This is a genomic window from Paenibacillus sp. J14 (genome assembly GCF_000518465.1).
GTDB lineage: Bacteria > Bacillota > Bacilli > Paenibacillales > Paenibacillaceae > Fontibacillus > Fontibacillus barengoltzii.
Map to the genome: position 1 here is coordinate 1 of NZ_JADQ01000016.1, position 21,584 is coordinate 21,584.

Consider the following 21,584-nt stretch of genomic DNA (forward strand, 5'->3'; position numbering starts at 1 on the left):
TCCTACCATCCTAAAATGATGCTAAAAGTCATTCTGTACGGTTACTCGCAAAAGGTTTACTCCTGTCGCGGTATCGAAAAGCTGTTGCATGAAAATCTCCCCGCCATGTGGCTGGCAGCCATGCAGCAGCCCGACTTCCGCACCTTGAACGATTTCCGCGGTGTGCGCATGAAAGCGTTCATGGACGAGCTGTTTGAAACGATGATCCAAAAGCTCATCGCAGACAACTACATCACGATGGAACAGTACTTCTTAGATGGCACGAAGATCGAAGCTAACGCCAATAAGTATTCGTTTGTGTGGAAAAAATCCACGCTTCGCTCCGAGGAGAAGCTTAAGGAAAAGGTGCAGGCGACCCTTGCGCATATTCATACGCTCATAGAGCAAGAAGCTGGTGAATATGCAGCAGAACCAAACGAACTCCCTGCCAAGCTTGAAGCAGCAGCAGTCGTGCTGGAGGAGAAGGTCGAAGGATTGACGGAACAAATCGCCGAGGCAAATGACAGCCAGGAGCGAAAGGTCTTACGCAAAAAGCGCAGTGCCTTGAAGCAACCGCTGAAACAAATTCGGGAGGATTTTCTTCCCCGACTCACCAAATATGAACAGCAGAAAGCCTGCTTTGGTGATCGCAACAGCTATTCCAAAACGGACCCGGACGCTACGTTTATGCGGATGAAGGAAGACCACATGAAAAATGGCCAACTGAAACCGGGCTACAATGTGCAAATGGCAACGGAAAACCAGTTCGTTTTATTTTACAGCATCCACCAGCGCCCCACCGATACGCGTTGCTTCATTCCACATATGGAGCGATTGGCTGCGTCTGGTTTGCCGATGCCGAAAACGGTGATTGCTGATGCGGGATATGGCAGTGAAGAGAACTACTTGTATGCAGTGGGCGAAGAAAAAGAGCCGCGTTTTGATTTTCTCATTCCTTACGGCAGCTACATGAAAGAGAAAACACGTCGATACAAGAAGGACATTCGGCACGCATCCAACTGGACATATGAAGAGCGCAATGACCGTTTTATTTGCCCGAATGGCCGGTATGTTCTCTTTAAGAAATACCAAACGAAAAAGAACACTTCCGGCCTGGAACAAAGCTTTAAAATTTATGAATGTGAAGATTGCAGTGATTGTCCATTCAAGACAAGCTGCACGAAGGCAAAGGGAAACCGCCAGATCCACTGGAATACGATCTGGGAAGAGTTAAAAATAAAGGCCAAAAAAGCCCTTGAGGATGACGAGAAATCCGCGATCTATGCTCGACGTAAAGTCGAGGTAGAGAGCGTATTCGGTCACATCAAGGGCAATAGGTCGTTCCGGCGGTTCTCCTTGCGAGGGCTAGAGAAGGTTCACACGGAGTTTGGGATTGTGGCTTTGGCCCACAATCTACTGAAGGTGGCGGGTATCCGCCACGCTACTCTCCTGCAAAAGCGACAGAACCAAAAAAGTTGGACGAAAAAAACGTCACGTTTTTCCGTCCAACTTTTTATTTTGGGGACTTATTGGACAGCCCCTACAATAGTATTAGACCGAGACTATAACGAAGGTCTCCTGCCTTCGCCTAAATCCAGCCTTGCTCCCTCGCCCGCTCCGTGGCCTGCTGCCGGGTCTCCACCCCGAGCTTTTGAATCGCCAGGGATAAGTAGTTTCGGACCGTTCCTTCCGTCAAAAACAACGTCTCCGCAATTTCCCGAGTTGACCGTCCGGCATGCGATAACCGCAGCACCTCAGTCTCCCGTTCGGTCAGCGGATTGTCCTCTCTAAGAAACAGCACCTCCGCCAGGTCCTTGCTAATCACGCGCTCACCGGCTATCACTCTGCGGATGGCATCGATCAGAAACTCGATGGGCTCATCCTTTAGCAGATACCCCTCTAATTTGAGGTCCATCGCTTTCTGTAAATACCCCGGACGGGCAAAGGTGGTCACGATCATCACTTTGGCCGGATTTCCAGACTGTTTGAGCCGCTCGGCAATCTCTAGCCCCGTCAGCCCCGGAATCTCAATATCCAGTAAGCACACGTCGGGCTTTAAGCGCACAATCGCTTCCCATGCGGCTTCTCCGTCCTCCGCTTCGGCGACAACTTCCATGTCCTCTTCAAAAGACAACAGCGATTTAAACGCTCCTCGCAGCATTTGTTGATCCTCGGCAATGACGATACGGATCATCCGGCTTCACCCCCTATTTCCGATTAGCGGTACAATAAATGTAATCGATGTTCCCTGCCCCGGGCGCTGCTTCATTTCGACATCCCCTTGCAGCGTCGCCATCCGTTCCTGGAACGACTGTACACCGTTGCCTTTTCCCGGCTCCAGCTGGCCATTGCCGTTATCGCTTACTTCGAGATACAACCGCTGATCCCGTTCATACCGGGTGAGCGTGCATTCACTAGCCCCGCTATGCTTGAGAATGTTCGTCACCGCCTCTCGGACGGATAACGCCAGCATCGTTTCGGCCACCGGGGATAGAGGAGTTAAGGGCGTCTGATTCGTAACAACCAACCGGATCCCGGCTTTATGCAAAAGCTCCCCCGCCACCTCGATCTCCTTCTCCAGCGGAACGAACTTCATTCCGGTCACCAGCTCCCGCACCTGCTTTAAAGCGTGCCTGGAGGTGTTCACGATATCGCGCAGCTCCTCCTTCGCTTGTTCGGGGCGTTGATCCACTAACCGGATGGTCAGCTCGCTTTTCATCTTAATCATCGTCAAGGTTTGTCCCAACGTATCATGAAGATCCCGGGCGATCCGGTTCCGCTCCTCCTCCTGAATATAGCGTTCCAGCTGAGCATTCGCGAGATTGAGCTTCTCCTTCAGCGCCTTCGTCCCCTCTCGAACCTGAAGGATCGGAGGGTACGCCAGTTGAACCACCATTAATGGAAAATAAATCGTCCGAAAGACTCCCGCCGGCTCCCCTTCATGGATCCAACCGGCCAGAAGGAACATCGCGGCAATGCCAACCATGCCGATGCCAATGACTCGCTTGCGATCCGCCCTTCCCAAAAAATCTGCAAACACAAAGCCATACAGCAAAGCCCCCATTCCTTCATAAAGGCTCAGCGCGAGAATCAGCAGGAAGCCAACGTAGCTTCCCAGGAGCATCCACCAGCGACGATGCCATAGACAGACATAATAGACGGCAAGGAACAGGAGGAGAAACCCGATTTTCATGAAGATCGGATAGGGAACGTCCAGCACTAGGACGCGGTACATTAGAAATACAATGATAATAACGTCCAGCAGTAGAAATTTCTCGACTTGATCCTCAGGGTACAGCTTCCGAAACAATTAGCATCCTCACCTTATGCTTGATCCTCAAGCGGCCTGCTTGCCCGCGAGGTTCGTCATCCACCTTCTCGCCGATTCCATCGGCCCGAATCGGAACCGCTTGGACCACAGCGAGGCGAAGACGATTTGGAAACTGGAGATGGCCATCCAAATGAGAACGGTGGTAAATGCGTCGACCTTGCCTCCCAAGCCCAAACCCCATCCATAAAAAATAAGGGAAGCGGTAATATTTTGCAAGACATAGCAGCTCAGCGACATCCGCCCCACCTGCTCCAGCCGATGCCACAGCCACAGCCCTTCGTAACGTTCAATCAGCTTCGCGATGAGTGCGAGATACCCCAGCGAGAGAAGCGGGGCAAATAAGTACCGAACAGGGAAATCCAAATACCCGCCGGGGATAAACATCAGCAAATTCAGCGGAATTCCTAACGCCAAACCTAGCTTCAACAGCTTTCTTCGATGCTGTCTCCCCTTCTCATCCGGAGCAAATACCCCAGACCGCATCATCCGAATACCCAGCAAGAACAGAAACAGGTTCATGGGAATGACAAACACCGCTTCCAAACGGAGCGCCCAAAAATTCACCAGCCGATCCTGAACCTGCTGGAACCAACTGCCGCCGCCATATAACGCCCTCGTCTCACTCATATCTCCCATCGAGAAATGCACCCCGGAAAGTCCAAGATATATCCCGAAGCCTAGAATCAGCAGCATGATTGCTCCATGGACCCCGCCAAAGATCCACATCGCCCGCCGAATCGCCCGATCCCCGCCTTTGACGATAAATGCGGCGATGATCGCCGTGATCCCGTAGCTCATCAAAATGTCATACTCCATCACCAGTGTAAAATGCAGCAACCCTTCCGCCATCAGGATAAACGACGTCCAAAGGTACATTCCCGGCCAGGGGTTCCCCCGCTTCAAGGCCTGGCGATACTTCATCTCCAGCCCAACGCCAAACATGATCGTCAGCAAGCCCAGCAGCTTGCCGTTGACCAAGAACAACACGAAGACTCGCACGAAGTCCTGAAGCGACGACCACCACGCCGCATGATAAAAAGTAAAGACATAATTAATGTCTCCCAAATGCGCGAAAATCCAGATATTCGTCCCCAGCGTCCCCAACACCGCGAACCCTCTCAGAATATCGAGCAAGCGTATTCTCCCGCCGTGATTCTCCATCCCTTTCCCGTCCTTTCGTTTCTCTTGGTAGCTTCATTCTACCTTTGAACACCGGGGCGGCGGAATTCACAGTTGTCAGGAGATTGGGATGACAGTGTCATGTGATCACTTTTATAGGGCTCAAGGCTGCAGATCAGCCTCGTCCAATGTACTTGATTCTCCGTTGAATCTGAATCAAGCCTTCTGATAATACAATTTCACTTTACGGCAGGCCAGATTTCATTCTTGGAATTCGGACTATAGAGATCTTGACTGATATAAGCCTCAATAGTCGGGAGTTCAGCAGGCACATACCCATTTGAAGGCAGCCATTCCGAATAAATTTGTCTGTAGGTATTTACAAATGCGGTTGGGACAGGTCCCTGGATTGTAGTTTTCCGATCCCTTTTCGGGCTTCACTCGGAGTAACACCATGCTGTCTGTGCTGATTAATTCTTGTGCCGCCAGCGTTAACCGACGCCGCCGAATATAATCACCAACCGTGATATCGGTCAGGATCAAGAACGTGAGCTTCCATATAATCAATCGCCTTCTGCAATGATTCAATCAATGCCAATTTAGCTCAATCAAGGGGCTCTCCTTGGTTCAAAAGACACCAAAAAGGCGAGCCCAGGACAACCTGAAACTCGCCTCGTACAGCTTTATGCTCTTAACTGATCTCCCGCTCACCTAATAAACTGCGATCGGACCATAAGGTCCTTCGATAATTTCAATTTTCGTTTCGAAAATGTCCGACAAAATTTCAGGCTTCATAATCTCTTGAACCGTTCCGAATGCGGCAATTTGTCCATTCTTCATCGCGCAGATGCGATCGGAATACTTGGCGGCGAAGTTGATGTCATGCATGACGGTAAGAATGGTTCGGCCAAACTCATTCGCGGCGATCTTCAGATGCTCCATCATCTGTACCGAACGGGCAATGTCCAAGTTGTTGAGCGGTTCATCTAACAGCACGTACTCGGTTTCCTGGCAGAGCACCATGGCTACATAGGCTCTTTGTCTCTGCCCGCCTGAAAGCTCATCCAAAAACCGATGCTCGAGGTCCGTCAGTTTAAGAAAATCAATATACTTCGAAATGATGACTTCATCTTCCTTGGTTAATCTTCCCTTGGAATAGGGAAATCTACCGAACCCCACGAGCTGTCTGACGGTAAGTCTAGTAACGAAATGATTCTCTTGGCGCAAGATCGTGAGGATCTTTGCTAGATCATCGGATTTCGATGTTGTCACGTTCATATTGGCGACGGTAACTTGACCCTCATCCATGTTCAGCAATCTGCCGATCATGAGAAGCGTCGTCGATTTTCCAGCACCGTTCGGGCCAATTAAGGAGGTTACCCCGGCTTTGGGAATTTCGATGTTTAAGGGCCCGATTTTGACTTCATCCCCGTACCATTTCCTAGCGTTCTGAATACTTATCATAGCGACCTCTTCCTTAAGATTACAATCAGAAACGTAAGTCCACCAAATAACTCAATAATGACACCTACGACGGTTTGTGCATGAAAGACGTGATACAACAAGAAATAAGCAGACGTTAAAATACAAAAACCGATGGCAAAAGCCATTGGAAAGACGTATCTGTGATCATACGTTGGTGCGGCTTGGTAGCTCAGCATCGCCACTAAAAAACCAAAAAAGGTCAGCGGACCAAGCAATGAAGTAGAAATAGCCATTAAGACAGCGACTAAGACAAGCGTAAAGATGATGCCCGCCTGATAATTCAAGCCGAAGGTCGTTGCCACATCTTTTCCTAGCGCCAGGACATTTAACTTTCTAGAAAAGAAGAATAGACCTAAGGCAGTAAGGATAACAAGCGGAATCACGATAGGAAAATATTCAGAATCCGCATTATTGACCGAGCCAATAAGCCTGGACTGCAGCAGGTCAAACTCCGATGGGGCAAGCATTCGTCTCATAAAGCCCGAAACGGAATTCAGGCCTGCTCCAATAATGATGCCGATGAGAAGCATCAGCTGCAAATTGCCATACTTCCCGGACAGCAGCCATCCATACAAGGTTAAGCTCAACAGAACCATCAGCGAAACCTGAAGGAAGAAGGCGCCCTGCCCCGTGAAGCTGACGAGCGCACCCGCTCCGAAGAAGAACAACGTACCGGTCTGGATCGCTGAATAAAGGGATTCGTAACCCAGCAGAGAAGGGGTAATCATCCGGTTATTCGTTACAGACTGAAACGCGACGGTTGAGAAGCTGTGACATAATGCAGCAATGAACATAGCGACAATGGCCACGAGCCGTCTCTTTACAACAGGAACGAAAGAGGGAGAGTCCACCGGTACTGGATTGTTATAAAGCAACAACCCAAGTGCAGCAAGCAAACCCACACCAATGAACAACATGAGTAAAATCCAGTAGCGTTTCGCTTCTTTCTTGGTTCGAAAAGCGCTGGCAGATCTAGCACGAGGGCTGGCGTTTAATTCGCTGTTTATGCTGAGTTGAGAATCCACTGTTAATGTCTTCATCACAGCCTCCTGCTTTTTCGTTGTCTTAGCAAAATGAGGATGAAAACGACCGCTCCTACGGTACCTAGAATTAAGGAGACGGGCACTTCGAACGGCATAATGATAACCCTGGATACGATATCACACAGCATGATCGTCCCCATCCCCATGACACATACCCAAGGGAGATTGCTGCGAAGATCGTCTCCGCGAACCATGGATATGATGTTAGGGACAATTAATCCTAAGAAAGGAAGATTGCCGATGACCGAGGCGACAATCCCTACGGCAACTGCAATGAGTAAATTCGCCAATAGAATAAGTCGTTTGTAATTGACACCTAAAGCAGTGGCTACGTCTTCTCCCAATCCAGCTAGCGTTAGACGATTGGCATACAGAAAAATGAAGAACGTGACAATGATAATAATCCACAAATATTCATATCTTCCGGCTTGAACTGGAGCGAAAGAACCGATGAACCAGCCTTCGATCACTTGAGACATGTTAAAGAAGAGCGACAAGAAAGTGGACAATGCCGAGATGACGGCACCAAGCATTAATCCAATGATCGGAACGATCAGAGAAGAGCGAAGTCTTACACTCCTTAGGAAGAAGAAGAAAACCATCGTTCCAACGAATGAAAATATAATTGCACCCGTCATCCGTACTACTAATGAAGGGCTGGGGATTAGCAAGTAGACCGTAAGCAGACCTAAACCCGCCCACTCCGTTGTTCCGATGGTGGTCGGCTCGACCATTTTGTTCTGTGTCATCAGCTGCATGATCAGCCCTGTCATGGCCATCGCCGCCCCGGTAAGCATTAAGGCCACCGTTCTTGGAATCCGAGTGATGAAGAACATATCCCAGCCGTCTTCTTGTCCAAAGATATCATACACCCCCGTAAACAGAGAGATGATACCTAGAATAATAACGCCGAGGATGGCAAGTATGAAGGGAAATGTCCATATCTTTTTACGCTTAGAAAGCTGAGGTTGAGAAGTAGTCTCAACCTCAGCGATAACATTCTCGGGCACAATCATGTACTCCTTTATTTTACTTCTTTAGAGTTTGCGCAATTTCTTGGAAGATTTCAATGAACGTTTGAATCGATTCATTTGTGTAGGTGTCCGTAGGAGCATACAAAACTTGTCCTTTAGATACGGCTGTTGTATTTTGAAGTGCCGGAGCGTTGTTAATTACGTCTTGAGCAGGAACACTCTCTTCTCCGCTGGAAGTTGCAGCGTCGCGATCAAGTACGAACATCCAATCCGGATTGCTTTGCGCAATAGCTTCTACAGAAACTTCATCCCCTTGGTGGTCCGTCGTTGCGTTCGCAACTTCCAGAGCTGGAACCCAACCGAAGATATCATACAGCGGCCCCCATACGCGGCCAGTAGATGGAGCAGCGAAACCAATGTTACCACCAGAAACAATGACGCTCATGACTTTGTCTGTTCCATTGTAAGCTGCTTTCGCGTCAGCCAGCGCTTGATCGAATTCGGCTACCAGTTGAGCTGCTTCTTCATTCTTATCGAAGATTTCACCAAACTTCGTTGTAATCTCTTTGAAGCCGTTGACCAGATTGTCACCTGGCGTGCCATTTTCACCGGATACATCAACGTTTACATCAATGACGGCTGCATTCGGAACAAGCTTCTTAATATCTTCGTAGTAGCCGGAGAAACGTTGACCTACAATCACCAGATCTGGGTTAACCGCAGCGATGACTTCCAGGTTAGGCTCTCTGTGGTTACCGATATCTTGTACCGATTCGTCGGCAACATAAGGGGAATCTTTAGGCATTACCCCTTTAGGTGCAGCCGCGAGCTTAACCCCCCAATCCGCAAGGGTTTCAAACGTTCTGTTATCCAAAGCAACGACGCTCTTCGGATTAACCGGAACCGTTACCGTACCATGGCTATCTGTAAACTCAACGGTCGTTGGTTTTGCTGCTTCCGTCGATTCAGCGGACGTTTCGGTTGCAGTGGAAGCGTTGCTGTTATTTGCTTTCACATTGCTTTCCCCCGCAGTGTTTGTATTAGAGGAACATGCGGCTAACGCCAATACCAAGATGACCATCAAGATGCTCGTTATGAATCTTTTCATTTGTATGACCTCTCCTTTAAATAAAAATTATATAAATAGAATGATTAACTAAATCCGTATGTACCTTGTTCCATCCTGCATGAATTTACTTCCTTACATCGCAAGTTATCATTCATTGATAATAATTATCATTATCACTGAGTGTTATTGTAGCATCATGAAAAATTAATATCAATACAGAAATTCAAATTTTTTTGCATCTAAAATTAGAGAATATCAAAGTCTACGCTCCAGAGAAGGGATAACTATACAGCGGTCGCACAAGGTTAAACAGGTCTGGTTGAGGAGGGGGAGACAGGAAAAAAGCCCAGTCTTGATACGGACTGGGCTTTCAGAATGGGGGTGAACTGCGGTATGGCAAATCTACAATTCGCTGTCGTGTGACGCATTTAAGCTCCGACTTCGCTCACCGCGTGCGGCTCTTCCATGACCGGGCTCATCTCCCCTGTCTTTGGCAAGGTCAGCACAAAGCGCGTCCAGCCTGCGTCGCTATCAAGCACAAGGCTGCCTTCATGCTTCTCTGCGATATGCTTGGCGATCGTCAGGCCAAGCCCTGAGCCGCCGTCGCTCTTGCGCGCAGCGTCTCCGCGGACGAACGCCTCGAAAACACGGGCACGCAGTTCAGCAGGGATGCCAACGCCGTTGTCTGCAACCTCAATCCGCACTACGTCCGGCTCATCAATAAGCGACAGCCGTACATGCGTCCCCGGTGGATTGTATTTCAGCGCGTTCGCCAGCAGATTGGAGACGGCTCGATACAGCAGCTTCGTATGGATCGGCACCGACACCTCGTCTGAAGGAATGTCGAACTCGAACGTCATCCCTTTCTCCTCGAACATATCGTAATAATCGGCGGCCATTTCGCGCGTGAACTCTGCAAGATCACATCCCTTTTTGACGACAGGATAATCCGGAACCTCCAGCTTCGCCAACTCAAATACATCGTCGATCAGTTCCGCGACCAGCTTCGTCTTGCCGTGGATGAGGCCAAGTGTCCGTTGACGTCCGGACTCCTCCTTGATGACCCCATGCTGCAGCGCTTCTACGTAACCTTGAATCGTCGTGATCGGCGTTCTCAGATCGTGCGAAATATGGACAAGCATTTGCTGCTTGCTCTCCGCCAGCTGTCGATTGCTCGCTTCTGCTCGCTCCAGCTTTTCCGCCATCTTGTTGAAGCTCTCCTGAATTTGCGCCAGCTCGTAATTCGCTTCGATGTGAAGCCGCTCATGGTAACGCCCATCCGATACACTCCGGATACCTGCGGCAATCGCGCTAAGCGGGTTAGTTAGTCTGACTGCGGCCAAGCGACTGTATACATATACATTTATTCCAAATAGCAAGACGAACAACGCTCCCGTCTCGGCTAGTGCGATCCAGAAGATTCTCTGATAGTCCTCCGTCATCTCGTTGAGCATGAATTCCGCTTGGATCTGTTGTTTCGGCAGCCGGACCAAGACGTAACGACGCTCTCCGTCCTCCGTATGAAATGGAGCCATTGACGTATAGTACGGATTGTCGTCCGTATCGTAAAAAAGAGCGTTCACTTCCCGCTCCGTATACGCTGTTCTGTCACCGTCCCGCTTCTCTCCACTAACCTCCTGGATCCGCAGCTGCTCATCGAGAACTTCCACCCAACCGCCCACTTCTTCAACCACATCGGTCGGGATATCGGCCGGATTTGGTCGAACAATCGCATGGGCTTGCAGCAACGACATATCCTTAGGCATTCGCACGTTGGTTCTTTCCACGAAAAAAAGCAGCAGCACGATGAAGCTCATTCCCAGCGTCAGTGAAAAAATCACGTAGTTCCGAAGCAACATCCCAAACAGCTTTTTTGGTTTACGTTGCATCCAGCTCATCCTTTTTGGCGAACCGGTATCCGAGGCCGCGAACCGTCCTAATGTAAAAGGGTTCCCGCGGCGAATCCTCGATTTTGTCCCGCAGCCGACTGATCTGCACCATAATCGTATTGTCGTCAGCGATATAGGGTTCGGACCACACCTGCTCGAAGATTTGCTTTTTCGTATAGATGCGCCCCGGCTTGCTCATAAACAACTTCAGCAGCTTGTATTCGATCGCGCTCAGCTCGATTGGTTCTCCGCGCTTGTATAACAGGCACGCTTCATGATCCAGGATTAGCTCACCCAGCCGGGTCTCAGCAATGGCCGTGTCCACGCCTGCTCCCGCCGCCGCGCCGGCATCGTTAAATTCGTACGTTCTCCGCAAATGCGCCTGAATTCGGGCCACCACCTCCAAAGGACTAAACGGCTTGGCGATAAAATCGTCCGCACCGAGGCCAAGCCCGGCAATTTTGTCCGCCTCCTGATTTTTGGCCGACAGAACAATCACCGGAATCCTGGAATGTTTCCGTATCCATTGAAGGAGCTTGAAGCCGTCCACATAAGGCATCATGATATCGATCACCGCCAGGTCGATTGACGCGCGAGCGAACATCTCCATCGCGGATTGTCCGTCATTGGCTTCAAGAACGTGATAATCTGGCTCCAGAAAAAGCTTCAGCATGTCCACGATGTCCTGCTCGTCGTCGACTAACAGTATCGTTTTGCGCATTATTCCACCACCTCACTCCTTCGTATTGTTCGCACCGTAAAGCCGATTTCCTGCTATGTAAGGTTATTGTAAGAAAAGCGACAGGTGGCGGAAAGACGAGGTCCCTATATTGGATGTTGTTGTAACAATCATCTGAGAAAGAGGTCATGATATGGCAGAAACAGAGTTGTCCAGAAGGGGTTCGATCCGAACGTGGCGGGAACGGATTGTCGGGGGGATCAAGCGTCAACCCCCGCTGACTCCGGGCTGGAAAGGAGCATCCATCGCGCTCTATGGTATCGCGGGCGTCATTTTTCTCATCCAAAGCTATCACCTGATTGGGTCGCGGGGCCTGTGGGATTATGTGATCGGAACCGGAGTGTTCCTGATTGCCATTACTTTCATTGCCATGATCCTTGCTGGGGTACTGCATCTTGCCAAGCGTGTGCCTTCGAGGTACATAGGTCTGGCACTTGCCTCCTTCATCCTGATGTTCATCAGCTTCATCGGTCCGATGACGGTCATGCTGATCGTCACCTTGTCCGTGCTGATCGGCTGTTCCTTATCGGGGGCGTTGATCTCCCGCTGGATCCGGAGTTCCTATCGCGAAGCGACAACACGCACCAAGGTGATCGCCGGAATGGCGACGGCAGTGACCGTAGCTTTTACCCTCTGTACGGGAGTTTGGTTGGTCGATGGCGGGCGCGCCGAACTGGTGAAGCCTTACCGGCTATCGGCCATGAAGGCAGCAGGGCATTACCCGGGAACATTAGCGAATCCTGCGGAGCCGGGGACGTATCCGATCAAAAAACTAACCTACGGCAGCGCAAACGGCTACCGAAAGGTTTTTAACGCAGAAGATTCGCTGATCACGGAGCCGGTGGACGGCTCGGCCTTTGTGGCGAACTGGTCCTCGCTCCGGACGAAGACATTTGGTTTTGGGCCAGATGTGATGCCGTTAAACGGGCTGGTCTGGTATCCAGACGGAGACGGGCCCTTTCCGCTGGTGATGATCGTGCATGGCAACCATCTTGCCACCGATTATTCAGACCCAGGCTACGCCTATCTGGGGGAACTTCTCGCAAGTAGAGGTTATATCGTCGTGTCGATCGATGAAAATTTTCTCAACACGTCGCCCTTCGACGACTTGTTCATGTTGAACGTGCTGGAGAAGGAAAACCCCGCACGCGGCTGGCTCATGCTGGAGCACCTGAGCGTATGGAAGGAATGGAACAGCACAGCGAGCAATCCGTTCTATGGGAAAGTGGACATGAACCGGATCGCGCTCATCGGCCATTCCCGGGGCGGCGAGGCAGTCACCGTGGCGGCCGCGTACAACCGGCTGAAGTCGTCGCCGGAGGACGGCAACATCAAGTTCAATTACGGCTTTGGCATCCGTTCCGTCATCTCGCTGGCGGGTACAGACGGGCAATACGAACCGGCAAGCCAGCCAACGGAGTTGACTGATGTGAACTACCTCGCCCTGCAAGGCGCTCACGACATGGACGTCAGTTCCTTTGCCGGAGCAAGCCAGTACAACCGGATCCGGTTTACCTCGGGCAGTGATGATTTTAAAGCGTCCGTCTATATTTACGGGGCCAATCACGGGCAGTTCAATACGGTATGGGGCCGGAGCGATGCGCCGGGGCTTGGCAACCTGCTGTACAACCGAGCCCAGCTGATCCCGCAGGAGGAGCAGCTGCGAGCGGCGAAGGTGCTCATCTCGTCCTTCCTTGATGCAACCTTGTATGGGAGAACAGAGTACCGCGCTATTTTCCAAAATCTAGGTTACGCAAAGGAGTGGCTGCCGGATACGATGTACATCCACGATTATTCAGACGCCCGGACGACGCTCATCAGCACCTTCGACGAGGATATCGACCTCTCCACCACCACGCTGCCCGGCGGGCAACTGATAGGAGAGCGGCTCACGGAATGGAAAGAAGAAAAGGTCGAAATGAAGTTCGCCCCCGGTCCGTTTAACGCCGTTCGTCTCGGATGGGACCGCGTCAAGGTCGATGGCACTCCTTCTTATACGATCGCCTTACCCGATAATGGGGTTGCTATCCCGCCGAATGGCACCCTCGTCTTCTCCATGGCGGATCGGTCGGGTACACAGGAAGAGCTGGTCGATCTGACCATCGAAGTCGAGGATATCAGCGGCAACACGGCCTCCCTGCCGCTAAGTGCAGCGGGCGGTCTGCTGCCGATGTTCCAAGGCGGTATCGTAAAATGGCCGTTGACGTCGCTGATGCCGACCAAAGAGCCGGTGTTTCAAAACTTTGCTTTCCAGCTATCCGACTTCAGCCACGTCAATTCGTTGTTCCAGCCGGAGCGGATCCGCCAAATCCGATTCGTGTTTGATCAATCCGCCAGCGGCTCGATCTATTTACGTGATGTCGGCATTCGTGACGATGCTGCTGTCATCAATGCCTTGAAATCTAGTATTGGGAAGGAAAACGAGCGATGACCACAACAAAGAGAATGTTATCTGCAAAAAAAGTGATTGCCACGATCGTACTAGGCTTGATCTCCGGGGCTTTGCTAGGAGCCCAGCAAACGATTGTCTTATCCCCTGAACTGGAAGATCAAATCGCGGCGCAACTCGGGTCGAAGCAAGTCCTTATTCTGATCACCATGCTTCAAACGGCAGTGTTAGCCGGACTGGCTACAATCGCAGGGATCTGGGCTGCTCCCAAAGTGAATCTGAACAAGCCATTGGTGTGGAGCAGAACCAGCCTGGTAGCAGCGCTGAGCATCGGACTGTTGTCCGCCAGTTTTATTGCCATTGCAGAGAAGCTGGTGTTTGCCGGAAGTTTGGGACTATCGGAGAAGTTTGAATTTTCCTGGCTTTATTTTGCGGGAAGCGTATTGTACGGGGGAATCATTGAGGAGCTTCTAATCCGATTCGGACTGATGTCGATCCTCATCTGGCTGGCCAGCAAGCTGACAAACACCTCGGATCGCAATAGCATCTATATCGTGGGAATAGTCTTGGCCGCCTTGATCTTTGCCGCAGGGCATCTTCCTGCCACTGCACAAATGCTGGGGTTAAGCAACGTGACTGTAGCCCGGACGCTATTACTTAACTTCTTGCCAGGCATCGGATTTGGCTATCTGTATTGGAAACACGGAATAGCCTACGCCATGCTCGGACATATCGCCACGCATGTCATTAACCAGTTGATTTTGCTTCCTGTGTTGTTCAATGGGATAAACTAAGCATAGTGAGAAACCACAACCGCATAAGGTTGTGGTTTCTCTTCATGGGCGCGAGGGGCGTCGTATCCCTGTCCTATATATTTAAGAAGCCATTCAATACGTGAAGAAACTAAAACTCATCCGACAATTCACTTAGCATTTTCTCGTATTTATGAAGTTTCCTTTGTGCATCGTATTTACTGTAATGCAGAACTTCTCTTTTTGTTAGATATAACAGTGTCCACCATTTGCTTTTATCGCGGGGTTCCCATATTTTCGCCAGTTCTTCGGAACTTGCTGTGTCTAGTTCCTGTTCATAGGAGTTCAATTCCAATCTTGTATCCGATATCAAGATCTCTAATAAAATTCTTTTAATTCTAACTTCATCTACATAGGGTAGTAAGCTGCTCAAACAGAGTTCAGTTTTGAATTCCTTACCTTCTGAGTTTGGACCATAAGCATAAATAGGACTAACGATTTTTTGGTCTTCCAGATAAAATCTCACTTTAAACAAGTCGGTTATGTATTCATCAAAGAATAAGGCTCCACCTGGAATTGATTCTAAAATAATTTCCATAAATGATGCCTCCTACATGAATTACAGCCCCGGGGTCAAAAATAACGAATGCTTCTGCATACTATGAGTGCAGCAAGAGGGTCATTTCAGTCGTTTCATCATGTTTGTAATTATATATGTAATATTACTACATTGCAATTTGTATTCATTTCTAAATACATTTTGTGTTATGTTATAATTCCTCACTTTCTATCTATACTGATATGTGAGGTGATTCGTGTGAGCAATGATGAGTTCATCATAACTCCAAGGGAAGACAAGACTGTGACAATGTCCATTCGCATTGAAAAAATCCTTCAAGAACAATTAGATGAACTTGCCCGGAAGAGCAATCGTTCTCGGAACGAAATCATTAACATGGCGTTGGAATATGCCCTTAAGAATGTTAAGTTTATCGATTCCACAAACGAATAATTCATGTAAATTCAATCATATAACCTTGAAAGCAAAAACCCGCTCAACGAGCGGGCTTCATTGCTTCAAGATATTTATTTCAGAAGTGTTCCTAGGATTCCTCCACCCGAATCCCCACCACTTTTTCTGCCAAATCCACATCGCTGTGATCCAGTTGCACCTTCACCTTACCAAGTCGACGTGCTTCACGCCATTCCCGTAGGTCTTCCTCATTCTCCAGCTTCAATTCCGCAATTTCACTGGCTCGATCAAACATGTACTTGCTCGTGTACAGACAGGTATATATCCCTTGTCCACCTAGCGCAATGGGCTTGTCCCGCCGCTCCCACCGTTCGATCGTAAACTTAACATACAACTCCTCTTCTGTCCCAGGCCGAGCGGGCCGTTCCGTGATTTCCCTTCTCCGGACCACCTTCCAATCCAGAACACGACCAAACCAATGGATCCCCGTGTTCCCTGGGCCCAGGAACTTCTTGCGAGACTGGCACATTGCAATGTATTCGATTTGAGTCAGTAACTTGTGGTCGACGATATTTTTCAGTGGCATATGGTAAAAACGGAGCTTCAGCGCCATTTCCAGCTGGGAAGGCTCTCTGAGTGAACCTACCAAGACGTTCTTGCCCGCAAACTTGTTGTAGTAATATTCCTTCGTCCCGCGAGGGCGAGTGGAACGTTCGTAAGCTTTCTCCGGGCTGTCTTGAATGATCTCATCCAGTAGTTGCTCCATCAGACCGGTTGTGTTGGGCAGAAACGGGATTGCCCCGATGTTGACGAGCTGAATGCTTTTGTAAAAAGGATGCTCCTTAAACTTCACCTCATCTGGATATGGAAAGAGCACATACGCCCCAAACATACTCCGCTCGTACTCACCGTTTCGTTGATCCTGGTACACAATCGCATCCCGATAGCGGTGCATGGTGTTGATGTCTTCCTCTTCAGGCCCCGGCTGCTTGTACTTCTTCCAGTAAGGCGTCCCCTCATGGGCTGCATTCAAACGATATTTGGCATCAAAAATATACTTATACTCAATCGCCGCATCATTCTTTTTTAATGTCAGCACATTATCCGGTTTCTGTGCCAACGTAGTGTGGCTGTCTCCCGGGGGCAGAGCATTATAGTAGAGGGTAAACACCTCTCCATTACGCGGATTCCGATACACCATCTTCGCCTTCCGCCCCTGGTTCAGCGTCACAACGAGACCGCTCCGGTTCACCTTAATCAGGTCCTGGCTTACCAGCTCATATTTTCGCCGCATCAAATCGTGGATTTTCAGGAAACACCAGTACTCGTACAATTGCGCCAGATCCTTCATCGATAGCCGGAACAGATCGCCTTGGATCGAAAGCCCCTTCATCAGCAAGAGATAGATCTGATAGACCTCCCGATACCCCGGAGCCATCTGTAAGACCAGGGATAGGGAGACCTGCTTCATATCCCCAACTTGCAAAAAATCCTGTCTCAACAGCCGCTGTACCTGCGAACTCATCACGTCGATTTTCTTCAGCAATACGGGGTCCACGTTCTCTTTCCTTGCTGCGTTGGACCGTAGCTCCTTCAATTTTGAAGTGATGCGCAATAACAACCAGCGGACGAATCGATTTTCCGCCGTATCGAAGTCTCTATATCGCCGGGTCTCAAGCACGTGCGTAGGTAGCTCCTGCCCCGGAAGAAATAGCTCTGGCCGTTTACGCAAAAAAGCGATATTCTCCTTCCCCACCCGCTTCGCCTTCGACGCTTCCACAAGATGAGATTCACGGCGCATTTTGTAGTGGGGAGCGTTTTTGATCCGATCAATGCCTTGGGTCAGCTGCACAAAAACCCGCTGTAATATCGTAAAAAACTCCGTTACACTCTGCTGCCGTGTCTCCCTTAATCCGGTAAGATGAAACGTCTTGCGCAGGAAGTCAAAAGACAGGTTATAGATCTGCTCATTTACCTCTCGCAAAATCACTTCATAATCGCGCTTGTAGTCCATTTTGGACGGGAACACTTCAAGCTGTAGTTTAAAGATCACTTCTCCATGCAAACGAAGCTCCAACTCCGTAAGGCCGACCTCATTCTGAAAGTTGAGCACTCCAGACAAGATCCGACTGCGACTACCTATAGGTTTCACCGCTTGTCGTAAGTGAAGATTTTCATGGAAGAACACGATGGGCAAATCCTCTTGCTTCTTCTCCAGCACGAATTCATAAGGTTGGGTTTCGAAAAATAGAGGCGCTGCCGAATCACCAGGATTCCAAGTCGCGAGATCCATGGTTTGATGGGAGAACACCTCAACTGAAGTCATAACCACCTTTGGAGATGGGACCTCGATATGGAAATGGGCATCCACCCACACATCCCCATCTTGCCGATGTAGCTGCATCGTTTCGACGGTCGGATGAAATGGCTTCCCTTTGATATACAAATCAAACCAATTGGTCTCTATGCGTATTAACTCGATTGGCGCATTACGATAACCAGTACGAGGTGAATCCATCTTCTTCTAGCCTCCGTAACATCGAAGCGATTTTCTTGGCACTACGCGGATACTTGGCCCGATCGATCAGTGATTTGAACTTATCCCCCTCGAACAAGGAGGTCATATCCTCCTCATACTCATTGACGGCAAAAGAAAAATCCACACACTCCCGCATTAGTTTCAGAAGAACCCTGCGGATCGAAGCGCTGCTGCCTTGAATGCGAGGCAATATTTTTTGGAGCAACTGGTGATCAAACGCCTCATCCTCAGTGAGCAACCCAAACCGCTGGTTATAGAGCATATAGAAGCACACCGCATCCCGAATCCGAAAACCAACATGCGCATGGATCTCTTCCAAAGTGCTGTTGATGTTCATTAGCTTTTCGGTCGTGCTTCGAATCAAATCCTTGGAATCCGCACCATAGGCATCGACTAGCTGCAGATAATCACTTCTTAGGAATCGATTAGGCGTTGCCTCTGGACGTTGCCCTCTCCCTAACTCCTCGTCAGGATACCGATCTAAAAAGATATCATTAAACTCGATGGTATTTGCCCGGTCGAGTACCTTTTTACTGAAAGGGTGTGTTGTCTCGTCCATATTGACCGTTCCGACCAAGTACACATTCTCCGGAATCGATAGATTGCCATAAACCTCTTGATCCTCGTCCTGCACAAGCGAGCTGCTGTGAAGGATTGGAGCGGTAGCAATACGTTCGTCGCGCCATTCCTGAGTCTCCAAAATGCTGAGCATATCACTGAAATAGTGCTCAACTCGAGCCAAGTTCATCTCATCCAGACAGATGAAATAAGGTTTGCTCGGGTTTTGGGATGCCTCTAACAACACCTCGGTAACCCGCCCTGGACGGAACTTACCGGACAAGTCACTGTAGCCAATCAAATCCGACGGATCACTCCAATCCGGCCGGACCGGAATTAGCGTAAACTGTCCATTCTCCGAGGTCGCCCCCATCGCCTCTGCAAAGAGCTTAATTAGCTTGGTTTTCCCGGTTCCCGACACGCCAGCTAGGATGACGAAAGGTTTGGTTTTGAGGGAGAGGTAGAAGTTTTCGATGAGGTGCAATGGGTAACTAAACCCCTTCTGGCTAATATACGCTTTGATCTTTCGTAGAACTTCCACTACATCTCTGTCCTCAATGAGAGCTGGACTTTTTACTACCTCATCCATATTGTAATCTCCCTTTATACGCGTAAAATCTGGCCATTTTACTTGAGGTGATTGATCTTGGATGACTGTCAACCCCGGAATGGTGAACCGGAATAGATATCCTTGTTTCACCCCACCACCTGAATGGATTGGTCCCTGATGAATATTCAATTTCAAAATTTCCTGAGAAAAATTACTCAATGGAATATTCGGCTCAATTGCAAAATACTCCACCCGAATAAGTCTCCCTTCCTCTTCCCAACTTGACCCTGCCATTGAAGAGGGTTTTGGAGCATGTACAGGGTCTTCAATCACCCTACTTACAAAACGCAATGATCCATTCGCGTAATGTAAGATGATATCCCCTTTTCGCACTTCATCCATCGTATCCCAATGATATTGCGAGCGTCCTCCTTTTCCAGACAAAGGTGCCCACAGTATCCCTTCTTCCCTTTCTGCATTAAGAGTTGAACCTTGATTGACCCACCAAATGTCAGGGGATTTTGCACTCGTGGAGGGGATCAGTTTCATCTCATACTTGAATGGTTCACCTGTGGAGTAAAACTCGATAAACTCTGCTAATTCGTCTGGTACGAGCACTTGCTTTTTGCTAGCCGAATCCTGAGGTTTTTGAGATATGATATATTCATAAGAAATTTTGAAAACAGATTGCATAAGCTCTTTAATCTCAGGCGAGTGGTAACGTATTTGAAAAGTAGTTCTTCCTGCACTTACTTGATCAACATTTCTTAAAGAGGCCTGATAATGGAGCCCATTATAAATAAGAGTGAGTTGTTTTCCTTTACCAACCTCAACCACTTCTCCACCGTTGGCTTCATTGAAAAATTTCACAAACTCATTTGGTATCGTCGACCCATATTCAAAAATAGACCAGTCCACTTTTTTTCTACCGATGAGATTAGGAATTGCATCATCGTGTGTCCAGCTTCTAACTTGAGTGAGCATGTTGACCCTCGTTTCTGATATTGATTACATATTTTCAATATAACCTTCATAAATTATATTCCAATAATCTTGTATCAAAACAGAAGGTTTTTGGAGAAACGTGATTTGATCACTCTGTTTAAAGAAATCAATGATCTGGAAGCTAATTTTGATTCTGTTCAGCGAGAAACTGATTCATTAAATAAATTAAACCAGTCTGAGAAACACTATCCAATCAAACTTACTCGGTTATTCAAAATGCACTAAACATAGTCAAAAAAGCTCTTACTCTTAAGAGTAAGAGCTTTTTTGACTAAAAAATTCAGGACGAAATCGTTATTGGTATAAACGTTTATCTGTATATATCTGATTTTGATTACAAGTTGAAACTCACCAAACAAATGATCCATTCGGAATGTTCGTAATAACTAATTCTTTACCTAGTACACTACCACCTGCGTTGTGCTGAATATAATATTCCTCCAAGTGATATTGACTGTAAATATCTCTAATTAATTCACAATTGTCATAAGTTACGATCCATGGATAATTTTGTAGATGTTGGCTTATTACCCTCTCAAGATTTATATGATCATCTTCCTCAAAATAATTAGTATACAGTCTGTTCCCTTTGATAACATAAGGAGGATCAATGTTAAAAAATGCATTATGTTTAACTTCACTCAGCTTGTTAATTATTAAATCACTAGCATCACAATTATAAATAGTGATACGATTTTTCAACAAAGCGATATTCTCTATTTTCTTTTTTATATCCTCTTTATTAAAACGACAATCCAGCTTATATTTGCCGCTCTGCGATTCTCCCCCAAGCGGCCCCCCCTTAATAATACCAGAGAAATTCACACGGTTTAAAAAAAGCGTTGCAAACCCATCGCTCAATGCATCAGCAGAGCTATCATCATATATAGCCTGTTGAGTCTTTCTTTCTTCTAGGGTTATGGGAGTATCCACAATCATCTTAAGTAATTCATCAGTGTGATGAAACACTGAGTACCAAAAGTGATATATGTGGGAATCAAAATCATTTAGCACAGCTGTCTGTACAACATTTTCTCTTAATAAACCAATCCCTATACCGAAGCCACCTGCAAATGGCTCTATATACGTTTTGTTACCAAAAGCATTGATTTCTATAAGAGTTTTTACTTTATCATATATTTTTGACTTCCCGCCTGGGTAACGGAGCGGTGAAAGAGACTTAGCCATGT

17 protein-coding genes and 1 pseudogene are annotated in these 21,584 nt (G+C 48.3%); 4 read left to right on the plus strand and 14 right to left on the minus strand.

Features of this window, described 5'->3' with window-relative positions; genetic code table 11:
* Positions 1 to 1,395: pseudogene (locus tag M891_RS23540) on the plus strand (IS1182 family transposase); the annotation flags it as partial.
* 172 nt (positions 1,396 to 1,567) lie between these two features.
* Here M891_RS23540 and M891_RS25755 read toward each other — a convergent pair.
* From M891_RS25755 to M891_RS0108115, 10 genes are all read right to left on the minus strand, one after another.
* On the minus strand, positions 1,568 to 2,173 hold the full coding sequence (locus tag M891_RS25755; RefSeq protein ID WP_084628847.1) for a response regulator transcription factor: 606 nt from the start codon (positions 2,171 to 2,173) through the stop codon (positions 1,568 to 1,570).
* A gap of 6 nt (positions 2,174 to 2,179) precedes the next feature.
* Positions 2,180 to 3,289, minus strand: coding sequence for a sensor histidine kinase (locus M891_RS0108080; RefSeq protein WP_028538459.1), 1,110 nt, complete (start codon positions 3,287 to 3,289; stop codon positions 2,180 to 2,182).
* A gap of 27 nt (positions 3,290 to 3,316) precedes the next feature.
* The gene (locus M891_RS0108085) at positions 3,317 to 4,471 is read right to left on the minus strand and encodes a DUF418 domain-containing protein (protein WP_028538460.1); all 1,155 of its coding nucleotides are present in this window, start codon (positions 4,469 to 4,471) and stop codon (positions 3,317 to 3,319) included.
* 197 nt (positions 4,472 to 4,668) lie between these two features.
* Positions 4,669 to 4,839 carry a GyrI-like domain-containing protein gene (locus M891_RS25760; protein WP_309599147.1) on the minus strand — a complete coding sequence of 57 codons (171 nt, stop codon included), beginning with the start codon at positions 4,837 to 4,839 and terminating at the stop codon, positions 4,669 to 4,671.
* Between the two features lie 301 nt (positions 4,840 to 5,140).
* Positions 5,141 to 5,893 carry an iron ABC transporter ATP-binding protein gene (locus M891_RS0108090; protein ID WP_028538461.1) on the minus strand — a complete coding sequence of 251 codons (753 nt, stop codon included), beginning with the start codon at positions 5,891 to 5,893 and terminating at the stop codon, positions 5,141 to 5,143.
* Positions 5,890 to 6,831: an iron chelate uptake ABC transporter family permease subunit gene (locus M891_RS0108095; protein ID WP_442952244.1), complete on the minus strand. Its 942-nt coding sequence runs from the start codon at positions 6,829 to 6,831 to the stop codon at positions 5,890 to 5,892. Before M891_RS0108095 ends, M891_RS0108090 begins: the two co-directional genes overlap by 4 nt.
* 122 nt (positions 6,832 to 6,953) lie before the next feature.
* Entirely contained in the window at positions 6,954 to 7,973 is a 1,020-nt protein-coding gene (locus M891_RS0108100) for an ABC transporter permease (protein ID WP_009224926.1), read from the minus strand.
* Between the two features lie 13 nt (positions 7,974 to 7,986).
* Positions 7,987 to 9,039 carry a siderophore ABC transporter substrate-binding protein gene (locus tag M891_RS0108105; protein ID WP_028538464.1) on the minus strand — a complete coding sequence of 351 codons (1,053 nt, stop codon included), beginning with the start codon at positions 9,037 to 9,039 and terminating at the stop codon, positions 7,987 to 7,989.
* 389 nt (positions 9,040 to 9,428) lie between these two features.
* Positions 9,429 to 10,889, minus strand: coding sequence for a sensor histidine kinase (locus tag M891_RS0108110; RefSeq protein WP_028538465.1), 1,461 nt, complete (start codon positions 10,887 to 10,889; stop codon positions 9,429 to 9,431).
* The gene (locus M891_RS0108115; RefSeq protein WP_028538466.1) at positions 10,879 to 11,610 is read right to left on the minus strand and encodes a response regulator transcription factor; all 732 of its coding nucleotides are present in this window, start codon (positions 11,608 to 11,610) and stop codon (positions 10,879 to 10,881) included. The genes M891_RS0108110 and M891_RS0108115 overlap by 11 nt, the downstream gene beginning before the upstream one ends.
* 151 nt (positions 11,611 to 11,761) lie before the next feature.
* On the opposite strand from M891_RS0108115, the gene M891_RS23545 reads away from it, so the two are divergent.
* Together M891_RS23545 and M891_RS0108125 are read left to right on the plus strand one after the other, a co-directional pair.
* The gene (locus tag M891_RS23545) at positions 11,762 to 14,059 is read left to right on the plus strand and encodes an alpha/beta hydrolase family protein (protein WP_036699729.1); all 2,298 of its coding nucleotides are present in this window, start codon (positions 11,762 to 11,764) and stop codon (positions 14,057 to 14,059) included.
* Positions 14,056 to 14,811 (plus strand): CPBP family intramembrane glutamic endopeptidase, encoded by a 756-nt coding sequence (locus M891_RS0108125; protein WP_028538467.1) that lies wholly within the window; start codon positions 14,056 to 14,058, stop codon positions 14,809 to 14,811. The genes M891_RS23545 and M891_RS0108125 overlap by 4 nt, the downstream gene beginning before the upstream one ends.
* Before the next feature lie 109 nt (positions 14,812 to 14,920).
* Here the strand turns inward: M891_RS0108125 and M891_RS0108130 are convergent, their stop codons facing one another.
* Positions 14,921 to 15,367: a hypothetical protein gene (locus M891_RS0108130; protein WP_028538468.1), complete on the minus strand. Its 447-nt coding sequence runs from the start codon at positions 15,365 to 15,367 to the stop codon at positions 14,921 to 14,923.
* Between the two features lie 270 nt (positions 15,368 to 15,637).
* Between M891_RS0108130 and M891_RS26070 the strand changes: the two genes are divergently transcribed.
* Entirely contained in the window at positions 15,638 to 15,781 is a 144-nt protein-coding gene (locus tag M891_RS26070; protein ID WP_084628853.1) for a ribbon-helix-helix protein, CopG family, read from the plus strand.
* Positions 15,782 to 15,872: 91 nt separating this feature from the next.
* On the opposite strand, the gene M891_RS0108140 is transcribed toward M891_RS26070, so the two are convergent.
* The 3 genes from M891_RS0108140 to M891_RS0108155 form a co-directional block, all read right to left on the minus strand.
* The gene (locus M891_RS0108140; protein WP_028538470.1) at positions 15,873 to 18,260 is read right to left on the minus strand and encodes a restriction endonuclease-like protein; all 2,388 of its coding nucleotides are present in this window, start codon (positions 18,258 to 18,260) and stop codon (positions 15,873 to 15,875) included.
* Positions 18,232 to 20,373: an McrB family protein gene (locus M891_RS0108145; RefSeq protein ID WP_028538471.1), complete on the minus strand. Its 2,142-nt coding sequence runs from the start codon at positions 20,371 to 20,373 to the stop codon at positions 18,232 to 18,234. Before M891_RS0108145 ends, M891_RS0108140 begins: the two co-directional genes overlap by 29 nt.
* A 369-nt stretch (positions 20,374 to 20,742) precedes the next feature.
* Positions 20,743 to 21,582, minus strand: a complete 840-nt coding sequence (locus tag M891_RS0108155; RefSeq protein ID WP_028538472.1) for a DNA adenine methylase — start codon at positions 21,580 to 21,582, stop codon at positions 20,743 to 20,745.
* Positions 21,583 to 21,584: the final 2 nt, after the last annotated feature.